This window comes from Chryseobacterium mucoviscidosis (assembly GCF_002177115.1).
Classification (GTDB): Bacteria; Bacteroidota; Bacteroidia; order Flavobacteriales; family Weeksellaceae; genus Chryseobacterium; species Chryseobacterium mucoviscidosis.
Genome location: NZ_MVAG01000084.1, coordinates 65,562 through 85,802, shown reverse-complemented (window position 1 = coordinate 85,802; position 20,241 = coordinate 65,562). Strand labels below are relative to the sequence as shown.

Below are 20,241 nucleotides of genomic sequence, written 5' to 3'. Positions count from 1 at the left end.
TAAGTGAAATGCCTTTGTTTATCTTTAAAATGGTTGGGAATTGTAGATAAATAAAAATCTTTGTAGTCTTTGCGTCTAAGTTCTCGCAAGGTTAAACAAAGTTTTATTAAAACAAATCTTTTTTAAGTTAAACAAAGCCACTTCGTTTATGGAAGAAATACAAATTGATATTGATTCAAATTAAGTTATATGTAGAAATAAACAACAGATATTTATTTTATTACCTTGAGATATTTTATAGAATTTTCCTACAACGGCAAGAATTATTTCGGTTACCAGATTCAGCCGAATGCTATTTCTGTACAGGAAGAGCTGGAAAAAGCACTTTCCACGATTTTACGAGAAGAGATTAAGACAACGGGAGCGGGGAGAACGGATACGGGCGTTCATGCGAAGAAGATTTTTGCTCATTTTGATACGGAGAAAGTTCTGGATCAGGAACTGGTGAGAAGGCTGAACAGTTTTCTTCCGGCGGATATTTCCATTAAAAGAATTTTTCCTGTAAAAGATGATTTCCATGCGCGTTTTGATGCTACTTACCGAACGTACGAATATTATATTTCGCTGGAAAAAAATCCGTTTACGGAAGAATCGGCGTGGCAGCACTGGAGAAAACCTTTGGATATTACAAAAATGAATGAAGCCTGTAAAATTTTATTTGAATATGAGGATTTTACCAGCTTTGCAAAATTACATACCGACAATAAAACCAACTTCTGCAAAATGTACAAGGCAGAATGGGAACAGAATGGAAGTGAACTGAAATTTACCGTTTCTGCGAACCGCTTTCTGAGAAATATGGTGAGAGCTATTGTGGGAACAATGGTTGAGGTAGGTTTGGGAAAATTGCAGCCTGAAGACGTAAGAAAAGTCATTGAAGACAAACACCGGAATTCTGCGGGAACTTCTGCACCGGCTCACGGATTGTATCTCGTGGATGTTGGATATGACTTTGAGTAATATTTGAACACAAATTCCACAAATAATTCCACGAATATTCACAAATAATTTTAGATTTTCTTTATTAGATTTGAGTCATTTGTAAAAAAATATTGGTGTAATTTGTGTTTAAAAGAAAACAAAAAAACGAAAATCATGAACGAAATCGAAAAACTTGCCTGTGCATTACAACATTTCGCGGGACTTTAGGAGTATGATTTTCAGCCGTCATTGGTAGTTTGCCTCGTCGGACATTCACATTTGCTTCCCTGAATATTGGTTTGCGCTGTCGGAAGTTCATTTTTGTACGCCCAAGAGTTGGTTTGCGCTGTCGGACATTCACATTTGTTTCACTGAATATTGGTTTGCCCTATCGGAAGTTCATTTTTGCCTGCCCAAGAATTGGTTTGCCCTGTCGGACATTCACATTTGCTTCCCTGAATATGGGTTTGCCCCGTCGGAACTTCCGACGATAAGAACCTGTAAAATCTTGCCGCCGGAGATCTCCGGTGATCCGTGTTTTTTGCTTTGCTTAGTTTTAAATTGAGCATTTTTATTGTTTTTCATCTATACCATAAATAACACCTATCTGAATTTTTCATGGGTATTTCACAAACTTGTAAAGGCAGACAAATTTGAAAGTCTTATTTTTGCATAGAATTTTATATAATTCTTTTCTTCAATTCGTACAATGAAAAAACAAGATACCTGGGGAATTGTAAAGAGGCTGTTCTTTATCGGAATGAAGTTCCGTTCTTGGTTCATCCTTACTTTAGTGATTTCCATTTTTCTGGCAATAGTTTCTACTTACCGTCCTTATCTTACCATGGAAGTGGTGGATAATGATATTACCAAACTGAAAGATAAAGCATTGATGCTAAAGCATATTTATCTTTTGATCGGTCTGGTTTTCACAGAGACCATTTTAAACTTTTTTCTGGTTTATTTCTCTAATTTCATTTCGCAGAATGTAATCAGAGACATAAGAGAGAGGTTGTATAATAAGCTGATTTATTTTAAAACGTCTTTCTTCGATAAAACTCCGATCGGGCAGTTGGTGACGAGAGCTGTGGGTGATGTGGAAACCATTGCAACGGTGTATACGGATGGTTTTTTGATGGTTTTCGGAGATGTACTGAGAATTATTTTTGTACTGGTAATGATGTTCAGCACCAATGTTCATCTCAGTTATATTACATTGGCGATTTTACCTTTAATGGTCGTGATTACAAGATTTTTCCAGAAAAGGCTGAAAAAAGCATTCGGAGATGAAAGAAACTGGACTTCGAACCAGAATTCTTTCGTTCAGGAAAGACTGGCGGGAATGCCGATCATTCAGGTTTTCAACAGGCAGGAAGCTGAATTTAAAAAGTTTGATGATATCAATATTACTTTAAAGAGTGCGCTGTTAAGAACGGTTTTTATCTTCTCGCTGTTTTTCCCTGTGGTGGAATTAATTTCGTCTCTTTTTATCGGGTTTATCCTTTTTTACGGAGGGTATATTACGATCAGTGCGGGAGTTGTGATTGCATTTATCCAGTATATTTCGATGCTGATCCGTCCTTTGAGACAGATTGCCGACCGTTTCAACAATATCCAGCGAGGAATTGTAGGTGCAGAAAGAGTTTTAGGATTAATGGATGAAGACAATGCGATGCCGAACAACGGTAAAGTGGAAAAAGATCATTTTGACGGAAAAATTGAATTTAAAAATGTACATTTTGCGTACGATGAAAAGCAGGAAGTATTAAAGGGGATTGATTTTAAAGTAAATCCGGGTGAAACTGTGGCGATCGTTGGCGCAACCGGAGCCGGAAAATCTACGATCATCAGTTTAATTACAAGATTGTATGATATCAATTCCGGAAATATTTTAATTGATGATGTGGATCTGAAAGATTACGAACTGTATAATTTAAGAAGCCACATCGGAGTCGTTCTGCAGGATGTTTTCCTGTTCCACGGAAGTATTTTTGAGAATCTTTCTTTCGGGGATGAAAGCATTACGCTGGATAAAATAAAGGCAGGAGCAAAAGAAATTGAAGTTGATGAATTTATAGAACAGCTTCCGGGAGGATATGATTATGTGGTAAGCGAGAGAGGTTCGTCCATTTCTCTGGGACAGAGACAATTGCTTTCTTTCTTAAGAGCCTATCTGTCTGATCCGAAGATTCTGATTTTGGATGAAGCCACGTCTTCCATCGATCACGAAAGTGAAAAACTGATTCAGAGAGCCACAGAAAAAATTACGAAAAACAGAACGTCGATCATTATCGCACACCGACTTTCAACCATTGAAAAAGCCGATAAGATTATCGTGATGGAGCACGGAAAAATTGTTGAAGAAGGCAAACATCTCGAACTTCTGGACAAAAACGGTTATTACTCCACGCTTTACAAAGCTCAGTTGAGACCTGAAGTGGAACTGGAAGAAGAAACTAAGAAGTAATTTGTTGTAGATATAAGAAGGTTAAAATCGATTGGTTTTAACCTTTTTTATTTGATTTCGTATTCTTTCTGTAAAATTTTCAAAAATTCATCCTTGGAAATTCCTTTTTCGGATTTGAAATGAATATTCATCAAGCCTTCGTCTGTATTAAACTGATCTTTTCTGTAAAGATGATCCAATAAACTCTGAAGTGAATATTGTCTGGTTTCAATGCTGTATATTCTGTCATCAACTATTTTTGTTTCAGATAATACAGGTTCGTTGTCATTTATAAAAGCTTTCTGTTCAATTCTTATATCGTAATCCTGTGTTTTTTCAGCAAAAGGAGACATAAAAAGCAACATGATGCAAGGAATAGAAATTCCGAACAGAAGATTCCATAACGCATGATAAAGCATACTGTAAAAAATATTCAGTCTTACACGAATGTAGCTTAAAATAAGTCCACCCGATAACTGAGAAGCCACAATGAAAGGAGAAAGGGCATAGAATTTCCATGAGTCGTTTACATAATTGTCCAAATGCACCAATCCGAAGATGATTGAAGAAATATAAACCAGAAACGGAAAAATTCTGTTCCATTTTTCCCTGTTGATAAGATGTGAAAAAAGTTTTTTGTAACGGAGAGCATATCTGAAAATAAATTCTTCTGAAAGCGGAGCGAAAATTACCATTAAAAAGACCGCCTGAAACCATGTTAAATTTTCAAAAGCATCGGATGGTTTTAGAGTGATGCATTTTTCTGCCAGATAATTTAAAGGAAGTACAACAGCAAAAAAGAAAATCATTTCAATAATCAGAAGATTGAAGATGAAGTAAAATTTTCTTTTTGAAGAAAGTTCTATCTGAACGTCATTTGGTTTTTTTATAAATTGTAAAAGATCTTTGATGTCACGCTTTAATCTTTGGAAATAATTCACGGAGTAATTTTAAAACACGAAATTAAAATTTTAGCGTTAATGAAAGTTCATTTTTTGTGAAATTTATCAACATTCATATTTTTTTCAGATGTTTTGGATCGTAAAATCAGGATTTCTCATCTTGAAGATTTTGCCGAATTGAAGCACGATCGGAAGTTCTTGAATTCAGGTTTCTCTGTATGGAAAAAAATTAAACAGGGATAAAAATAGTTCTGAAAAAGCAATTTTAAGCGCAATCTGTGGAATTTTTCAAGTTATTTATTTAAACGTTAAATATGCTGAATCTATATCTATATTTTAAAATAAATTTGATTTTATTAAAAAAAGTGATAAAATAATGTTTAAATCTTATGTTTGTAAGGAATATTTTGTTAACTTTATTCAGAATTTAAACACAACCCCTTTATTTTGGTAGGGTGTTTGATGTAAAGAGGTAATTTTAATTAAATCCAAAAATATAGATGAAGAATATACAAGATGAATTTCAGGTTTTTAAAGACGAATTAAGAAAGTTGAATATCGAAGTACAGAAAGTGGTGAAAGTAGGGAACGGCAGTATGGATTTCCACGAAGTTTTTTATAAATCGCCAAGGTATGAAGATGTGAAGAGTGTTTATGTTCAGAGGCATAATCTGGACAATATTTTAGAGAAATTTAAGCAGGCTTATCATTAGATAAAAAACGCGGCTCAGGGAACCTGAGCCGCGTTTTTTTTATTATCAATTAATCCTTATCCAGTGTTGAGGTTTTTCTGGTGTCCTTCATTCTGATGTATACTACAAAAGAAAAGAAAATACAGGCGGTAATATACCAGTAAAAATAGTGCTCCACATCTGCCTGTTTAAACCAAAGTGCAATATACTCTGCCGTTCCTCCGAAAACGGCAACCGTTAAAGCATAAGGTAACCCGACTCCCAAAGCTCTTACTTCGGACGGGAAAAGTTCGGCTTTTACTACGGAATTGATAGAGGTGTAGCCGCTCACGATAATTAAAGACGACATAATCAGGAAAAACGCACCCCACATGGATGTAGTGTGACTTAAGGCATTTAGCAGGGGATAGGTGAAGAGGGTTCCCAGAATTCCGAATGCCAATAATAAAGGTCTTCTTCCGATCTTATCCGACAGCGCTCCGAAAACAGGCTGTAAGCAAGCGAAAATAAACAGAGAAATAAAAGAGATCAGGGTAGATTCTTCTTTGGTAAGATGAACGGTATTCACCAGAAATTTCTGCATATAGGTTGTGTAGGTGTAGAACGCTAATGTTCCTCCCAGTGTTAATCCTACAACGGTAATTAATGCTTTCGGATGTTTAAGCAGTTCTTTTAAAGTCCCTTTTTTCTTCTCACCCAGATCTTTTTTGTTTTCAAAAGCTTCAGTTTCATGAAGATTGGCTCTTAAATATAAAGCGATAACAGAAAGTAAGGCTCCGATTACAAAAGGAATTCTCCATCCCCAATCTTCGAGTTGGGTTTCCGTTAAAAGCAATTTCTGTAAAATAAGCTGAATTCCCAAAGCAATTAACTGTCCGCCAATTAAAGTCACATACTGAAAGCTGGAATAAAATCCTCTCCGGTCTGAAGTTGCCATTTCGCTGAGGTAGGTTGCCGAAACACCGTATTCTCCGCCAACACTCAGTCCCTGCAATAACCTTGCGATTAATAACAGAAGAGGAGCCAAGACACCAATGGTTTTATAAGTTGGCGTTAAAGCAATTAATAAAGATCCGAAAGACATCAGCAAAACGGAAAGCGTCATTGCTTTTTTTCTCCCGACTCTGTCGGCAATACTTCCGAAAAGCCATCCTCCAACAGGACGCATCAGAAAACCTACGGCGAAAATTCCGGCTGTGTTTAAAAGCTGCGCCGTCATATCCGAATCCGGAAAAAAAGAATTTGAAAAATAAATGGCAAAGGCAGCGTAAGCATACCAGTCGTACCATTCTACCAGATTTCCGATCGATCCGCCAATAATTGCTTTGATTCTTTGGGCGGTGGTGATTTGTGATGAATTCATGCAGGAAAGATATTTCTTTTCTTTAATTGTGAAAAGTATTTTAGATTTAATTTATCTGAAAATTGTATAAAGGAATTGACTTCCCCATTCAGGAAGCATATATGTCCTTAAATTTTCGTCTTTGGGTAACAACTCCATTCCCTGCAATCCATTATGCATTTCCATATTTCCAACACCTTTGATGCTAAACATTGCCATCATCAGATGATAGTTTTTTTCATCCATCAGTCGATAGATTTCAGGTATATCATCCTCAGTTTTGCCGGTAAGATGAGAGAATGCACTTGCATAAAAATGCTGATATATGGGATCATTAGTTTCTATTAATGAACTCACATAATAATATTTAATGATGTTGTAAATTTTTTCGTACAGATGATCTTCTGTTTTCAGGATAAACTGTTTTCTGTAATTTTTTATCGGGACAATTCTTTCGTGCGAAATATAAAAGTATTCCGAATATCCGGAATAGATGACCTCAACTAATGGTTTATGATTGAAGCCGGAAAATTTTCTGACAATAAAGTTCTCGGCTATTTTATTTTCTGGAATCAATGCTAAGTTTAATGCCCCTTTTTGTTTGCACTGTCTGTAAAAATCTTCCGCTTCACTACAGTTTAAAGAACTTTCGGATAATTTATCATATTTAATGAAATACCTGTATCCTAAAACAAACTGAATAGCATAGTGAATAGAAACGTGAGATGAATACATGCGTGTTTATTTTCGACCAATATAAAAATAAAACTGCTCTACGGAAAGAACGGTATAAAATAGTTAAATAAAATTTTTTAAAATCGATATCCCAGAGACAATCCGCTTCTGAAGCCAAGCCATGGTCCGTCTACATTTATTCTGGCTCCGTTTGCATTGGTTTCTACGGTGTAATTCACATAAGGAATATCCAGATCTTCAATTTCTTTTTTTAGCTGCGCCTGCATATCGGGAGTCAGGATCACATCACTCGTCATGGTAAAATCGCCCTGTCCTTTTCCGTAATGCGCTCCTGCAATCCAGAAATCCAGAACTAAATTTTTGCTTGGCGTAAGGAAAAACTGAACACCCACCATTACGCCGCCACTGTTTCCGTGTGCGCTTCCGTTTCCTTTCAGAGGAATCTGATAGGTCGTTCCGCTGAAGGTATAATCATAATAAAAATCGAATGTGTTGGAAGTAATTTTGGAATATCTGTAATAAGGGGCTACGTAAAATCCTTTTCCGTAACCGGCTCCGAGATAAAACCGCGGTTCGATGGTAAAGTTGAACGATTTTACTTCGAGATTCTGAAATCTTTTTTCGTCTTCATCACTCAGAAAAGAATTGATGAATGGAACTTTTCCTTCAGGCATGGTTCCGAATCCCATATTTAAAGAAAACCATTTATTAAAAGCTCTTTCGTATGATAGATTGATGTTTCTGAAAACATATGCGGTAACATTCGTCTTGATAATGTTCATTTTATCCGGGTTTTCAGGTGCTGTCATTTTAATGATATCCTTTTTAGCCGGAGTTTCAGGAGCCATAGTTTCCTGTGCAGAAAATCCTGAAAAGATAAAAGAGGAAAGAAGGAAGAAGTATTTTTTCATGATCTTATATTTAGTAGGTGATAATTTTCAGAGAGCAAAAAACGGGCAAAAAAAAATAAAAAATACACTTTTGCGTGAAAAATTAAAATTATGTTAATAGTTTGTCTTATTTTGAAATGCTTTTTTAAATTTAAAAGAAATCATCAATAATATGATTGTAATTTCTTTAGTAAAGTAATGCTGTTTTTTAATGTGCTTTAATCTGAGATTATTATACAAATAAAAACCTCTTGTTTTCACAAGAGGCAGATGAACATAAAAAAATAAAAAGTAATTTCTACTTAATATAGTCAAACATTATACGAACTTACAGATTATCTATAAAGATTATGTTTCAAAAATTTTTTTGTAGAGTATGTGGAGAATTAAACTAACTTAACGTTAACAGCGTTTAATCCTTTCTCGCTTTTTTGTACTTCAAAACTGACTTTATCGTTTTCACGGATTTCTCTTGTGCTTAGTCCTGAAGAATGTACAAAAATGTCTTTGCTCCCGTCTGCAGGAGAAATAAATCCGAAGCCTTTTGCTTCGTTAAAAAATTTTACTGTGCCTTGTTGCATGGTAATGGGTATTAAAATTATGGTATTATAAATCTGTCGACTTCACAGATTCTACTTGAAATCGCTCTGATAATCGGGTGGCTGAAAAAGTAAACTGAAAGAAAAATTGTGATCTTAAACTATTACAGAATAACGAAGGCAGAAACCTGTTTTATTGATACTTTTGCAAAGATAGGATAAAATAAATGAATACTGTTTAATTTAATAGGTTGATTATCAAAATTTTATTCATACCTTTCACGCCCAACAGAATTGTTTGCATAATGCCGATGATTTTAATCTAATTCTTATGCAAAAATATTCAGATGCAATTCTGGCAAATCCACAGAAATCTCCTTCCGGATCTTTAAAGCAGGTAAGAATTGCCTATTTTATTATGCTTCATCATAAACCAGAGGTCTTTAAAGAGATGTTTGAAAAGATTTACACAAGAGATCAGATCTATCTTATCCACATAGACCGGAAAGCAAAAGCAGATTTAACGGAAGAAATACAGAATTATCTCGAGCGTTTTCCCAATGTTTATATTTTGGAAAGTGTAAACATCGTTTCGGGCGGTTTCAGCATGATCCAGACAGAACTGAATGCGATGGAATATCTTCTGAATGCAAGTGTTGAGTGGGATTATTTCATCAATTTAAGCGGTGAAGATTCTCCTTTGAAATCGCAACAGATTATCCGGCAGTTTCTTACTGTTAATAAAGGCAGGAACTATATTTTCTATTACGACCAGAAGTTTTACAGACCGGATACGCTAAAAAGAATACAGAATCATTTTACCGAACTTACCCACAAAATTTCTTCCTATGTTTACAGAAGAGAATTTATGAAGGGTGTTGTACCCTACATTGGAGGAAAATGGTTTATGTTTACAAGAGAAACCTGCGTTTTCTTAACCAATAACAAAAAGGTTATGGATTTTGAGGATTATTATCTTCATACGCTTCTTCCGGCAGAATCATTCTTTCAGACGGTCTTAATGAATACAGACTTTACGGATATTATCGTGAATGATGACAAAAGAGCCGTTATCGATCATCCTTTTTTCGGCAAAGATCTTCACGCAGATCATTTTATAGAATCTCTAAAGTCCGGAAATCACCTATTCATCAGAAAAATGAATAAGCAGACTCACCAGAATCTTCTCGATTATATTGAAGAAAGTTATCTTCTTCCACTCACAGAAGTAAATGAAATTGAAAGAGAATTAAAAAAGCATGACCGTCAGAATAATTAATAATTTTCTTCTATCTAAAATTGATAAACAAAGGCATTAATGTTCATTCCTGCGCCTACAGAGGCAAACAAAACAATATCTCCTTTCTGGATTTCGTGATTTTCAAGCTCTCCTTTTAAGATCATCGTAAGCAAAGATGGGATGGTTGCCACGCTGCTGTTTCCAAGTTTCTGTATTACCATAGGCATGATGTTTTCGGGCATTTTTAATCCGTACAATTTGTAAAATCTTTCCACAATGGCTTCGTCCATTTTTTCATTTGCCTGATGGATGATGATTTTATTCACCTGATCGATGCTGTATTTACTTTCATCAAGACATTTTTTCATGGCATCCGGAACATGCACAAGCGCAAATTCATAGATTTTTCTGCCTTCCATTTTTATATATTTTGTGTCCTGACAGGCTTCATTGTTGTAGGATTTACCAAAGAATAAATAATCTTTTTCCTTAAGTGTATAAGACGCCGAAAGATGAGACTGTATACCGGAATTGTCCTGATCGTTATATTCCAGCACAACTGCACCTGCTCCGTCTGCATAGATCATGCTGTCTCTGTCGTGGATATCAACAACTCTTGATAATGTTTCTGCTCCTATAACCAGGCATCTTTTGGCAATACCGGCTTTAATGAAAGCATTTGCCTGAATAACTCCTTCAATCCATCCGGGACATCCGAATAACACGTCATACGCAACACAAAAGTTATTCTCAATTTTCAGAAGATGCTTTACTCGTGCAGCAAGACTTGGAACCATGTCCGATTGTACGGTTCCAAAGCGGACATCGCCAAAATTATGGGCAAAAATAATGTAGTCTAATGTTTCAGGATCTATTCCGGAATCTTCTATGGCTGCTTTTGCAGCAATTAAGCCAAGATCAGAAGTTACCTGATCTCTTGATGCATATCTTCTCTCCTCAATACCTGTAATTTTCTTTAATTTTTCGGTAAGCGAGGCATTGTCGTCTTTCAGGATAATTCCCTGATCATCAAGAAAAATATGATCGTTAAAAAATAAATTATCAATTGTTTCAGAAGGAATGCAGTTGCCGATTCCAATAATTTTACCAGTCATGTGAAAACTTTATTTTGGATCTATAAACAAAATATTTCATACTTTTTATCTTTCTTATCATTGTAAATGAATAAAACAATTAATTTTACTCTTACTACAGATGGTTTTTTTCTGATGAATACAGCTCAATAAAAACTTTTTATTTAAAAGCGGTAATATTATTATTTTCTAGACGAATTTCTAACTCTAAAGGTAGCAGATTAAAAATGAAAAATACTATATTAAATGTGCTTTATTTATAAATTTATATGAGTTGCATCATACTATTTTTTGCGAACCATGTAATGTACAGATGAGTTTTTTTGATAATTCAAATCTCAGAACAGATTAATTGTAAAGCTTAATCATCTAAAAGCTTACTGTATAACGGATTGATAATAAAGTAATTCAGCCCGAAAAAATCGGGCTGAATTTTATTTAACAGGAAAACTCTTTATTTTTTAATAAATTTTGTCGTCTCTGGTTTATTTTCTTTGCCTGAAACCTCAATGAAATAAGATGCCGGCGGAAGATCAGAAACCTGTATTTTTCCGGATCCCAGATCTGATGTTTTAACGAGTTTACCATCCAGACTGTAAATTTTTGCCTGAGTGTAATTTTGGGTATTTCCTTTAATATTGATAAAATCGTAAACAGGATTCGGATAAATTTCCAATCTCTGCTTTTGGGCAGACCAATCTCCGGCTGCCAAAACTGTTGTGTTTAGAGCCTGTGCCGAATTCGTTGTCTGGTTATTAATTCCGGCTACAGGAATGTTTACCACAGTTTCATTGGTGGTGAGAAGCGGAAATTTATATGAACTTCCATAATAGGAGTAAGAAGTATTTACAATAGTTCCTATCGGAAATAAGAAAGAGGTGTCGTTAGGAAGATAAAGGTTGAAATTCTGTACAGATTTTACCCTTAAAACATTGGTAAATGTAGAAGATGCCAAAAGTAGATTTCCCCACGCATCGGCGGTAAGGGTTATTGTTCCTTTGCAAAGGCCGTTTGCAGAAGTGGACGTGAATGTTCCCTGTGCCTGATCTGTCTCGCTGTATCCGTAAGCGGCAGGATAGGAGATAAATGTACCGTTGTTAGATGATAAATTAAGCGTGGCATCCGTGGTTACAAGGCCTGTAATTTCAAGTTTGGAAGCCGACTGTTTGTAGTATACGGTGTTGGAACTTCCGGTGAGCTTGAGAGTGGATCCGGGAAATGTTGAAATTTCAGAAGCAGAAGGAGTAGAGTAGTTTCCGGGTGCGGAACCGCTTAATACCAACGAAGAATTGTTAAACGTAATGTTTGCTCCTGTTCCGGAATTGTTGGGCGTTCCGGTGGCAAGAAGATAATTGGGATTGTCTCCGGAAACAGGATCATTAAAAGCTTTGGTAACGGTAGTCTGCGCGTTGCATACTCCATACAATGACAGCATCAATAGTAAAATTTTTTTCATTTTCGATTTTTTCTTAAAGATAATCAAAAAGTTACGTTCAGAAAGTATTTTTTATTTTAAAATTTCAGTAAATCTTAAAGAATAAATTTTTTATAGGCAAAATGAGATTTTGGGTAAATAAAATTCCCTATTAGGATAAAAAAATATAAAAAAAGCCGCTCAAAAAAGAATGGCTGATCTGGGTATGAGATTGAGATTAGTTTTTACTGTATGTTTTTGGCTGATCTTCTTTTTTCTGTAAGATAGATATCTTCAATTGTAACGACTGTTATTCCTTTTTTTCTGCGAAATCTGCAATATTTTTCTACGATAGGCATCTACTTTTTGTGCAATATGTTGTTCCAATATTTTCTGCTCCTCGTAAGTAGGAGTATTTTTTTCATTTTCGAATATATTGTAGATACAATAATTCGAAATAAGGGTATCTGTGATTTTTCCAAAATCTTCGACAAAAACTTCTTTGTTCTCGTTACTTTGAAGTTGTTGAGTATAACCGTAAAAGTTTTCAGGATTTAATTTTTTTAATGTTTTATCTGTATTTCGAATATATACTCTTTTGTCTGTATCATCTGTCTCTGATATTGTAGTATCAATCACCAAGATTCCGTCTTGAGGAATTTTAAGTATCCATCTCCATCCTTCTTTTTGATGTTTAGTGCTGCCTTTTTCATCAAAAACAACAATGAATGGCTTGGATATATTATAATTAGTAAGATATATGAAACCCTCTTTCTATTAGTAACTTCGTAAATATAAGCTGCTGAAAAATATAATATTACAGGAAGGGTAACAAAAAAAATATTTTTCCGGCTATGATAAGGAATCAGTATGAATAATGAGCCGAAAAAGTAAATCAGTAATGACATCATAAATTCCTGAAATGCCAAATAAATATTAGAAAATAAATAAGCGTGAATACCGATTAAAACTGCGAAAATTAAAATAACCAATCCACAATAAAAAAGAATTTTCTCTCCATCTGAGTGAGGAATTGGTGGATTGCTTCTTTTCATAATTAATATTTTTGTATTTTATTCGTTTTTGTAAAAGATAATGAAACTTTTGAACGGAAATTATAATTCAACCGTTTGGTCTCTAAAATAATTTTGCTCTTTTTAATAAAATTATTTTTTATTTTAATGTAGGTTTCGTGTTTATTTTTTTTATCCGAAACAGCAATAATTCATTGTCCGATAATATTTTGTATTTATAACCAATTTCCTTCCAAATGGCAATTAATTTTTCTTTCGCTTTACTGTCGTCTGAAACTACGATGCATTTTGAGTAAAATTAATTACATCTAATTTTATTTAAAACTAATGATTCAGGTTTCTGTTACATCTCTATCGTGTGCCATTTCATTACTAAACTTCCATCTCCTTTTTTGTCTGAGATTTCGAGAAACTGAAATTTATTTTTAGAAATTTTTTTATATAGTTTATGAAAATCCTCAAAGGCTTTAAATTTACCGTTGTTATAGTAAAAAGTAAATACCCCGACAGATTTCCACTGGCTGTTTTTCAAAGTCCAGATTCGGATTGACTTAAAATTACTGGCGCATGATGAATAATATTCTGCAATTTCGTTTCCGCCATCTTCGTCTATATCTCCAATGCTGAAAATACTCTCTGTATGACAACAGTTTGATTCAGTTTTTATCCTTGGAATTTTATTATTGGTAAAATAATAAGATTGTCCTTCTTCGCACAAGTTCAGACTGGGCAAAATGAAAACGGAGTCATTTTTTTTATCGCCATCCAGATCGCCCAGATTTTTAAAATTTTTGGTGAAACTGACATCTCCTTCAACAGGAGATTCATAAAAAGAGTTTTTCAAAATTATATTCGGCAGACATTTTTTTTGAATATCTTTAGAATTATATTGAGAAATATCCAATTTGAATTTTCTTTTAAGAATTGAGTCGTTAATGTATTGAATATCGTTTGATAATATAGAGTCGCCTGATTTATTGATTTTAAAATTCTCAATTTTATCTTCAAAAGAAAGTGTTTTTTGAAAATTCTCTTTAGCTGTTATTTTTCCGTTGTTTTCTTTTTTATTTGTACAGGCAAACCATCCCAAAAGTATAATTAAAAAGATTATATTTCTCATTGTAAGACTGTGACTTGTTTTTTTTTAGTTGAATGGTAAAAATCAAAAATATTCTACAAAATCATTTTATTAATCTCAGCATTAATTCTCTCCACAATCCACGCTTGATCATCGTAAGACAGATCATTTAAAAGACCGTCATTGTTTTCATTAAAATCGGTGATCACATCTTCCAGAAATTCCTTTTTAATTTCGGAAACTCTTGAATGATTATTTAAATCTAAAGTTCCGATTTTAGAAACAGCACTTTTCAGTCTGTTTTGAGTGACGTAGTTTCTCAGTTCGTCTACAATAAAGGAGAGTTCCTCTGTTTTGGAAGAAACGTTTGGAATGAAAGACCATTTTTCAGCTTCATGAAACTTTTCTTCCTCATCAAATTCAGGATTTTTCAATTTGATAATTGGTCTTTGAAAATCATTGTTATCCAATTGATTAAAAGGCTTTATTACGACGCCTTCAATTAAATTATCGTTCAGTTCCGGAAGATTAAATTCTTTGGGAACAGCAGAATTGATCCTGATATTGAAATTCATCGCTTCATTAAATTTTCCTATCAGCAAAGGTTTTGCATAAAATATTTTAAATTCATCAAAATAAGCAACGGAACTTTCGTAATCCAGATAATATTTAGAATCTGAACCACCGGTTTCGATAGCAATATCAAAAGCGCAGAATTCAATATCGGGAGTGTAGTAAACTCCGGTCTGGATCGCATGTACATCTTTTACAGGTTCTATTTCAGTATGAGGATATTTCCCTCCGAAAAGTTCTCCGTAGATGATATATTTTGCGGCAGTAATGTCGCTGCTCAGTTTTTCAAAAAGACGGAGAATATTATTTTCCAGTTTACTGATCACGAGCTGAAAACCAAAAAAATCGTCACTCCAGTTGAGGTATTCTTTTCTTTTGGCAAATTTAAGACTGCCGTTTTCATAGACGAAGCTGAAGTTGGCGCCATGTACTTTTTCTGTAACCACCCATTTTAGTTTTTCCATTTTGGAAAAATCGCTTTCGCTAAGACCTAATTTTTTTAGGTTGTTGGGCATTTTTTCGTACCCCGAAAATTCACTCATTGTTTTATCTTATAAGAAGTTTCTTAATTTTGTAGAATTAACCTGTCTTTTTTACTCGTAAATTCTGCCCAGTTCTAATAAGTCGCCCAAAGTTCGCCAACTTACTTCAAACTCTTCATTATTACTTTCGTCATCGCCATGATCTAAGTAACATCTCATACCACATTCCAAAATAGAATCCGGATCAAAATTGTACCATCGGTTGCCTGTTTCAGAATCGATTCCAAAATAACGCCATTCATCTTCCAACTGTTTTCCTTTCATTTTGTGCAGCTCTGCAATCTGAAACTTTATAACGGCAATTGTATAATCATATTCGCCACTGGTTGAAGTACTTGTCTTTGGATTGATGAATGTTTTTTCGTCAGGTGCTTTTATAATCTTTAACCATTCAGTACCAAATTTTTTCGGCTCCGAAGTAAATGCATTCATTAGAAGTTTCGATAATAAATCGGCTGTCAAAGGTTGTTTTCTTATCTGTTCCACAAGCTCCAGTAAAGCTAGAAGATATGTTTCTAAATCTCTTTTTTCTATATTGTTGTTGCGATTGATGCAATTGTAAAATTCATTATACGTCATATTTAATAAAATGTATTTTTAATAAAAGCAGGCTAATCCATAAAAATATCTAAATAATCCTGTAGAATAGCATCATTGCCTGTTATCTCAATTGTGAGTTCTTTAATTTTTTGTATCAGTTCAGATTCGTTTGTATTTTTATCGATATCTACCAGTCGCAATGCAATTTGCGATTCGTCATCTTTCAGATTGATTTTTATTGATCTTCCGTCAAGAATAGTTATTCTTGTGGGTACAGAAGGTTTTCTGTAACACTCTTTTATAAGATTTACGATTTCAAAAAGCTTTTCAGTTTCCTCAATTTTTCCACTCCAAACTCTGCCATCTTCTTGGAAATATTGCGATTTGGATAAAATAACTAAAAGGATATAAAAATCTTCGTTTTTCTTGATTTCAATATCAAATTGCCCATCAAGAGTATGTATTTCAATCTTGATCATTTGTTTTTATAAGCTTCAATTTTTTCTGATAATCTTTTGGCTAAATAATCATTACCATCTTTTAAATGCTCGTAAATAATTTTTGCTTCTTCAAGGTATTTTTCTTTTTTGGCTTCTTTCCAAAAATAGGGTGGAGCATATAAATTACAGATTCTGTCAGCCATTTTAACCGCCCAGATTTCTTTGGGCTGTTGCTTTATTCGGTGTAAGCTATCCTTCATTTGGTGTTCCTTTTCAAGCTCTGTATTTTTTGTGAGGGCAAGTACACCTTCTTTCACGTCTTTACCATATTCTTTTTCGAGATCTTCGATTGGGTAATCTGTATCTTCTATGGTATCGTGCAAAAACGCACATTTGATGGCGAGATCAAAATTAAAATCAGGAGTATTTTTAGAAGCATTGATGATTTCAAATACCACGCTTCCGATGTGATTAATGTATTCTATTTTTTGGTTTTTGTTTTGTCCGCCGTATGTTTGTCCGTTGTGCAGAATGCTTACTTTCTGCCATATGTCCTGTAAATCGTCTATTGTAAAGTTGTTGTTCATTTTTGTGATTGTTTGTATGTAGATTTTATTTAGATAGAGCTGATTTTTCCAATTAAATTTTACTCTATAACCAGTTTCACATAAGTAATTCCGTCTTCTCCGATATATTCGGAATTATAAACTCTCTTTCCGATAATTGATTGAATAGCGTTCTGAACATCTGCTAATTCTCCTGCTAATTCAAGACTGATATTTTTTGAGCTGTAAAAAGCATCTTCATCAAGAAAATCAGAAACGTGCAGATAAAATTTATCCAAAACATCTTCAAGCGGATATTGAGAATCTTCCTCTTCTTCCAGATCAAAATTTACTGCAAAAACATAGATGTCCTCTTCTGTATTTTTATAGATTTTATCTTCAATAAGTTCATATTTAGAATTTCTGTGCTTCTCCAGATCAATTGGTTGTATGTTTTTCATTTATGATTTAATATTGTGGTTTTTTAAAAATATCTTCAGGCTTAATATTTTCATCAGCAAAAAAATCTATGATTTTATTATAATCTTTTGTTGCTGATTCTTCAAATTCTTTTAAAAATTCATGCAGTGTTTCTGTTCGGTCATTTGGTAATTTCAACTCAGAGCTTCTGTGTTCAACCGAAAAAAATGTAGCCAGTAGAAATTCCATGTAAATAACAAAGTCACAATAGGTAAGATCATTATAAGATGCACTGTGGTCTTCACCTAAAATAATGCTGAGATTGGGATCGTCTTTTGATAAAACAACAGCCGTATCGTTATAATAATTGAAATAGTCTAAAAAGCACATTTGTAAACCTTCCTCTTTATTTAGCCCTTCATTATATCCTGTATAATCAAAATCAGATTCAATAGAGTATTTATAAGGATCTATAAATGCCTGAAGAGGAATCAGAGCACAGAAACCTTCAAAATCGGCTCTGTCATCTTCTCCGGGGGTTGCTGAAAAGAAAGATTCAATATTTTTATCTTTTGTGTGGATGTTTTCCAAACCGGAAGAATGCAGATTAGAATGCCATATGATATTCAGTCCGTTACTGATTTTGTAAAATGCTCTGATATAATTGTTAAATCTAAATTTTTTATCAAAATCGTATTTTATTTCATCTATGGCTTCATGATTATCTTCAAATTCATAATCATCAATAACGGATTGTACATTGTTGTTTAACATTAGCATAATTTCCTCTTCAATTTGATCTATTTCGGAATCATTTAAACCTTTATATTGGATGCTTACCACTTTATCCACTGAAGGATGTGCATTAAGAATACTAAGTTTTTCTTCTAATCTTAAGAAATAATTATTTGCCCATTCTGTTTCGTTCATCTTATATTTTGTTTAATTATAGACTTTTAGGGTTTTATTAAATTCGATCCAAATATTTAGCTCTCAATACATTAATAATGGGAACAAATAGTTGGATGTCTTCAGTAGCTGCTCTCCAACAATAATCAATATTTTTGTTTGCCAGACAAACTCCGAATTTCCATTCGGAACCATCCAGAATAATTGCTTTTTCCTCGTTTATACTTTCAGGCAGATGTATTTTTTCCAATTTTGCCAAATGCTCCTTTAAAAGGTCTGATTCTGTCTCCGAAAGTACATTTTCATCAGTGATGATTCTCAGTCTGTCCAGATTGTAAATTCCGGAAGTCCAATGTTTCAAGTTATATGCTGTGTCCCATTGCCTGAATTTTGAATAAATTTTACCTTCAGCATTTTTTACCAGAATTATTTTATATGGAAATCCGCTAATTGAGGGTAACTCCGAGAAAGAAGCAATTATTTTTTCTGCTTCTTTTAAATCAAAATTTTCTATTTCAATCTCTGCGGTTTTCATCAATTCTTCTATTTTGTTTGAGAATCTTTCCATTTTAAATTTTCATTTAATAAGGTTTTTATTTAAGCAACTCCCTCAATAATTTTTCCGAAGAACTTTTCTCTGGCTTCATCAAGATTCATATTTTGATTTTTAATGCTCCACGCATTTTCAAACAAATCGAATACATGAGACATTGCGAGAGATCGGGCAGGATCTCCGGGAAAACAGAAAAAATGAGCTTCTTCGGACACACTTCTGCCTTTCCCATTTTCCTCTAAAGTTACCCAAACAGAAGATTTTGCATCTGCTCCGGAGCCTCCAAATTCTTTTTCCAGATTCCAGTGTATATTGTCGGTTGCTCCAACCAAAATCATGTGATGATCTACCTCAATCCAGTTGATGATAAGATGGGTAAGCTTTTCTTCCATTTTGTATAGTATTTTAGTCTGGTTACTGAGTTTTCCAGTTAAATTTTGTCATTTTATTCGTGAAATTCTCGTCGACAATTTCAATGTTCAGTTCACCGTTTTCTTTTGTGAGAATAATCATGCAGCCTTTTTCCAGCATTCCGTTTTCATTGAATTCCAGCTCTCTTACTTTTATAGATTGTGTAATGCCGTTAACATCCGTTTCTTCTTTAAAAGGTTCTCCTGTATGTCCATAAAAGTGATATTGAAAAATCACGTTATCCAAAACCTCTCTGATTTCCGCCATTCCGTAACCACTTTGGCTGTCATCTTTGTCGTGAGTAATCAGGACATCAAAAGTATTGTTTGTTTTCAGTAGTTTTTTAATTTCAAATCTTTCGTAATCCTGAATAAATCGTTTTTCTGTTCTGCCTTTCCGGTCTCCGATTCTTCCGATTCCAACAAAATGCAAAACCTCATCTTCCGTCTCTAATTTTTGTTCCAAGCCCGATCTGCAGACAAAAACTCTTCCGTAGATATCAATAGGAAATATACTTTGGTCAGGATTTTCTTTTTCAAGTTCGTCTAAAAAATCGTGGTCTTCATGATTTCCACGAACGCAGATCATGTTCATATTAAGCTCATTCAAAAATGCCCTGATCTCGGGATTTTCTTTTGTGAAATCGTCATGAAAACCGAGTTCGTCTCTGTCGTATTGTGCGTGTTTTATCGTTGCTTTATCAAGATTTTCAATAATAGGGTAGGCTCCTATGTCTCCGCACTGCAAGATGAAATCAATTTTGCTGCCTGTTTCTTTCTGGTAAAGATCAACAAGTTTGAAAGGTAACAAAATTTTACCGTGAATGTCTGAGAAAATGGCAATTTTCATATTTGAGTTTGGTTATTTTATTTTCGGTATCAGTTTTAGCCTTTCAGAAAGCTAATCTGAAAAACAAATATATCGAAAACAATTAAAGGAAAAACGTTAAGTATACAGAAATAAAAATCCCGGATCTGAAGTCCGGGATTCTGTATTGTTTACTCTGGAACTTTTACAGAA

General features: G+C 34.0%; 24 protein-coding genes. 4 read left to right on the top strand and 20 right to left on the bottom strand.

What is annotated here, in order from left to right:
• Positions 1-225: 225 nt before the first annotated feature.
• Positions 226-960, top strand: coding sequence for a tRNA pseudouridine(38-40) synthase TruA (gene truA / locus B0E34_RS04965; RefSeq protein ID WP_087707432.1), 735 nt, complete (start codon positions 226-228; stop codon positions 958-960).
• Positions 961-1,289: 329 nt separating this feature from the next.
• On the opposite strand, the gene B0E34_RS04960 is transcribed toward truA, so the two are convergent.
• Positions 1,290-1,490: a hypothetical protein gene (locus B0E34_RS04960; protein ID WP_087707429.1), complete on the bottom strand. Its 201-nt coding sequence runs from the start codon at positions 1,488-1,490 to the stop codon at positions 1,290-1,292.
• 140 nt (positions 1,491-1,630) lie between these two features.
• Here B0E34_RS04960 and B0E34_RS04955 point away from each other — a divergent pair, with 140 nt between their 5' ends.
• Positions 1,631-3,388 (top strand): ABC transporter ATP-binding protein, encoded by a 1,758-nt coding sequence (locus B0E34_RS04955; protein WP_087707426.1) that lies wholly within the window; start codon positions 1,631-1,633, stop codon positions 3,386-3,388.
• Between the two features lie 47 nt (positions 3,389-3,435).
• Here the strand turns inward: B0E34_RS04955 and B0E34_RS04950 are convergent, their stop codons facing one another.
• Positions 3,436-4,308, bottom strand: a complete 873-nt coding sequence (locus B0E34_RS04950; protein WP_087707424.1) for a CPBP family intramembrane glutamic endopeptidase — start codon at positions 4,306-4,308, stop codon at positions 3,436-3,438.
• A 461-nt stretch (positions 4,309-4,769) separates the two neighbouring features.
• On the opposite strand from B0E34_RS04950, the gene B0E34_RS04945 reads away from it, so the two are divergent.
• Positions 4,770-4,982 (top strand): hypothetical protein, encoded by a 213-nt coding sequence (locus B0E34_RS04945; protein ID WP_029295611.1) that lies wholly within the window; start codon positions 4,770-4,772, stop codon positions 4,980-4,982.
• Between the two features lie 49 nt (positions 4,983-5,031).
• Here B0E34_RS04945 and B0E34_RS04940 read toward each other — a convergent pair whose 3' ends face one another.
• From B0E34_RS04940 to B0E34_RS04925, 4 genes are all read right to left on the bottom strand, one after another.
• Positions 5,032-6,324: an MFS transporter gene (locus tag B0E34_RS04940; protein WP_087707421.1), complete on the bottom strand. Its 1,293-nt coding sequence runs from the start codon at positions 6,322-6,324 to the stop codon at positions 5,032-5,034.
• 51 nt (positions 6,325-6,375) lie between these two features.
• Positions 6,376-7,038 (bottom strand): hypothetical protein, encoded by a 663-nt coding sequence (locus B0E34_RS04935; protein ID WP_087707418.1) that lies wholly within the window; start codon positions 7,036-7,038, stop codon positions 6,376-6,378.
• Positions 7,039-7,115: 77 nt separating this feature from the next.
• Positions 7,116-7,910 carry a DUF3575 domain-containing protein gene (locus tag B0E34_RS04930; protein WP_087707416.1) on the bottom strand — a complete coding sequence of 265 codons (795 nt, stop codon included), beginning with the start codon at positions 7,908-7,910 and terminating at the stop codon, positions 7,116-7,118.
• Positions 7,911-8,275: 365 nt separating this feature from the next.
• Positions 8,276-8,470, bottom strand: coding sequence for a cold-shock protein (locus B0E34_RS04925; RefSeq protein WP_076390738.1), 195 nt, complete (start codon positions 8,468-8,470; stop codon positions 8,276-8,278).
• A 289-nt stretch (positions 8,471-8,759) separates the two neighbouring features.
• Between B0E34_RS04925 and B0E34_RS04920 the strand changes: the two genes are divergently transcribed.
• Entirely contained in the window at positions 8,760-9,707 is a 948-nt protein-coding gene (locus tag B0E34_RS04920; RefSeq protein ID WP_087707413.1) for a beta-1,6-N-acetylglucosaminyltransferase, read from the top strand.
• 14 nt (positions 9,708-9,721) lie between these two features.
• Here the strand turns inward: B0E34_RS04920 and B0E34_RS04915 are convergent, their stop codons facing one another.
• The 14 genes from B0E34_RS04915 to B0E34_RS04850 all read right to left on the bottom strand — a co-directional run bounded on the left by B0E34_RS04915 (position 9,722) and on the right by B0E34_RS04850 (position 20,070).
• Entirely contained in the window at positions 9,722-10,783 is a 1,062-nt protein-coding gene (locus tag B0E34_RS04915) for a 3-oxoacyl-ACP synthase III family protein (protein ID WP_087707410.1), read from the bottom strand.
• A gap of 433 nt (positions 10,784-11,216) precedes the next feature.
• Complete coding sequence (locus B0E34_RS04910) at positions 11,217-12,218, bottom strand: T9SS type A sorting domain-containing protein (protein WP_087707408.1); 1,002 nt, start codon at positions 12,216-12,218, stop codon at positions 11,217-11,219.
• Between the two features lie 252 nt (positions 12,219-12,470).
• Positions 12,471-12,815 carry a hypothetical protein gene (locus B0E34_RS04905; protein ID WP_087707405.1) on the bottom strand — a complete coding sequence of 115 codons (345 nt, stop codon included), beginning with the start codon at positions 12,813-12,815 and terminating at the stop codon, positions 12,471-12,473.
• Positions 12,812-13,231 (bottom strand): hypothetical protein, encoded by a 420-nt coding sequence (locus tag B0E34_RS04900; RefSeq protein ID WP_087707402.1) that lies wholly within the window; start codon positions 13,229-13,231, stop codon positions 12,812-12,814. The genes B0E34_RS04905 and B0E34_RS04900 overlap by 4 nt, the downstream gene beginning before the upstream one ends.
• A 322-nt stretch (positions 13,232-13,553) precedes the next feature.
• The gene (locus B0E34_RS04895) at positions 13,554-14,330 is read right to left on the bottom strand and encodes a hypothetical protein (RefSeq protein WP_087707398.1); all 777 of its coding nucleotides are present in this window, start codon (positions 14,328-14,330) and stop codon (positions 13,554-13,556) included.
• A gap of 53 nt (positions 14,331-14,383) precedes the next feature.
• A complete protein-coding gene (locus B0E34_RS04890; protein ID WP_087707395.1) occupies positions 14,384-15,403 on the bottom strand; it encodes an RNA ligase family protein in 1,020 nt (339 codons plus the stop codon).
• 51 nt (positions 15,404-15,454) lie between these two features.
• Entirely contained in the window at positions 15,455-15,982 is a 528-nt protein-coding gene (locus B0E34_RS04885) for a hypothetical protein (protein ID WP_087707392.1), read from the bottom strand.
• A 32-nt stretch (positions 15,983-16,014) separates the two neighbouring features.
• A complete protein-coding gene (locus B0E34_RS04880) occupies positions 16,015-16,422 on the bottom strand; it encodes a hypothetical protein (RefSeq protein WP_087707388.1) in 408 nt (135 codons plus the stop codon).
• Positions 16,419-16,970 (bottom strand): bifunctional (p)ppGpp synthetase/guanosine-3',5'-bis(diphosphate) 3'-pyrophosphohydrolase, encoded by a 552-nt coding sequence (locus B0E34_RS04875; protein WP_087707385.1) that lies wholly within the window; start codon positions 16,968-16,970, stop codon positions 16,419-16,421. The genes B0E34_RS04880 and B0E34_RS04875 overlap by 4 nt, the downstream gene beginning before the upstream one ends.
• A 59-nt stretch (positions 16,971-17,029) precedes the next feature.
• On the bottom strand, positions 17,030-17,389 hold the full coding sequence (locus tag B0E34_RS04870; protein WP_087707382.1) for a hypothetical protein: 360 nt from the start codon (positions 17,387-17,389) through the stop codon (positions 17,030-17,032).
• A 7-nt stretch (positions 17,390-17,396) separates the two neighbouring features.
• Positions 17,397-18,278 carry a hypothetical protein gene (locus B0E34_RS04865; RefSeq protein ID WP_087707379.1) on the bottom strand — a complete coding sequence of 294 codons (882 nt, stop codon included), beginning with the start codon at positions 18,276-18,278 and terminating at the stop codon, positions 17,397-17,399.
• A gap of 37 nt (positions 18,279-18,315) precedes the next feature.
• Entirely contained in the window at positions 18,316-18,825 is a 510-nt protein-coding gene (locus B0E34_RS04860; protein WP_087707376.1) for a hypothetical protein, read from the bottom strand.
• A 29-nt stretch (positions 18,826-18,854) separates the two neighbouring features.
• Positions 18,855-19,202 (bottom strand): hypothetical protein, encoded by a 348-nt coding sequence (locus B0E34_RS04855; protein ID WP_087707373.1) that lies wholly within the window; start codon positions 19,200-19,202, stop codon positions 18,855-18,857.
• 22 nt (positions 19,203-19,224) lie between these two features.
• On the bottom strand, positions 19,225-20,070 hold the full coding sequence (locus B0E34_RS04850) for a metallophosphoesterase family protein (protein ID WP_087707371.1): 846 nt from the start codon (positions 20,068-20,070) through the stop codon (positions 19,225-19,227).
• Positions 20,071-20,241 lie beyond the last annotated feature (171 nt).